The organism is Agarivorans sp. (genome assembly GCF_050295395.1).
Lineage (GTDB): Bacteria > Pseudomonadota > Gammaproteobacteria > Enterobacterales > Celerinatantimonadaceae > Agarivorans.
In genome coordinates, this window is record NZ_JBNKPP010000204.1 from 1 (window position 1) to 1679 (window position 1679).

The 1679-nt window shown below is 47.0% G+C and carries 2 protein-coding genes; both read left to right on the forward strand.

The features are described 5' to 3' along the window. Positions 1 to 1064 (forward strand): flagellar biosynthesis protein FlhB (gene flhB, locus ACQY6Q_RS11790; RefSeq protein ID WP_427981665.1); only part of this gene is annotated, 1064 nt, incomplete at its 5' end. Between the two features lie 98 nt (positions 1065 to 1162). Continuing rightward, on the forward strand, positions 1163 to 1679 hold a 517-nt coding region (locus ACQY6Q_RS11795; protein WP_427981667.1), incomplete at its 3' end, for an FHIPEP family type III secretion protein.

Here is a 1679-nt window from a genome sequence, read left to right on the forward strand (position 1 = left end):
AAAAAGGCCAGATAGCCCGTTCTAAAGAGTTGGGCACGGCTGCGGTTTTGATTAGTGCCGCACTGGCCATCATGGGCTTTGGTAGCATGCTAGCCGAGTCGATGGTCAAGGTGTTTCAAATTGCGTTTACCATGAGCCGAGAGCAAGTATTTGATGTCAATCTGATGTTACGCAATATTGGGGTAATGGCTTGGCTATTGTTTAAACCAATGCTGTGGATTATGGGCTTTATCACTGTGGCAGCGCTGATTGGTAATATCCTGCTTGGCGGTCTTTCTTTTAGTTGGGAAGCGGCGCGGCCTAAAGCGAGTAAAATGTCCCCCTTGCAAGGATTTAAACGAATGCTGGGGGTTCAAGCTTTTGTTGAATTTGTTAAAAGTGTCGCTAAAGTCTTGGTGATAGCTGGGGTGGTTTGGGCAGTATTAACCTGGAAATTCTCTGAGATCCTCAGTTTAAGCATGCAATCTATTCCTGGTTCGATTGTGAATGCCTTAGATATGTTGCAGTGGATGCTGCTCGCCTTAGTCTGCAGTCTCATTATTATTGTGATAATTGATGTTCCCTACCAAATTTGGAATCACAATAAACAGCTAAAAATGTCCAAGCAAGAAGTAAAAGACGAGCACAAAAATATGGAAGGTAGCCCCGAGATCAAAGGGCGGATCCGGCGTTTGCAAATGGAAATGGCTGCTCGACGGATGATGGCTGACGTACCACAAGCCGATGTCGTGGTGACCAACCCAACTCACTTTTCGGTGGCGTTGAAGTATGACAGCGAGGGCAGTGGCGCTCCAAAAGTGGTGGCCAAAGGGGTTGATGAAGTGGCTTTGAAGATCCGCGAAGTAGCTCGTCATTACGACGTACCAATTATGGCTTCTCCCGCGTTAACCCGTTCCTTATATCACACCACTAAATTAGGCCAAGATATTCCTGAAGGGCTTTATGTTGCGGTTGCTCAGGTCTTAGCTTTTGTATTCCAGCTTGAACAATACCGTAAAGGCAAAGGCCAGCGGCCTAAGCCAGTTAGCGACGATTTACCCATCCCAGAAGAATTGCGATATTAAGCTCAGTTTTCTTATTCCATCTTGTCTTTAAGGGCGATTGGCGCAGTTATTGCTTTTGTCGAGCTATCAGTAGTTAGCCAGTCAGTATTTCGACACTTATGGAAATCATCAATCGTCTCACCAGCTTTAAGTTTCAAGATCTAAAAAAAGTTGATCCCAAGCTAATCAAAGGCTTTGGCACGCCTTTAGTGGTGCTAGCAACGCTTGGTATGGTGGTGTTGCCGATGGCAGCATGGCTACTGGACATACTGTTTGCTTTTAATATCTCACTGGCTTTGGTGGTGTTGCTGGTGGCTGTTTATACCAAACGTCCCCTGGATTTTGCCGTCTTTCCAACGGTATTGTTGGTGGCCACCTTGCTGCGACTTGCGTTGAACGTTGCGTCCACGCGAGTGGTGTTGTTGGAAGGGCATAACGGTGGTGACGCCGCGGGTAATGTGATTGAAGCCTTTGGTTCGGTGGTGATTGGCGGCAACTACGCGGTTGGCTTAGTGGTGTTCCTCATCTTAATGATCATTAACTTTGTCGTGGTAACTAAAGGTGCTGGCCGTATTGCCGAAGTGAGTGCCCGCTTTACTTTGGATGCCATGCCCGGTAAGCAAATGGCGATTGATG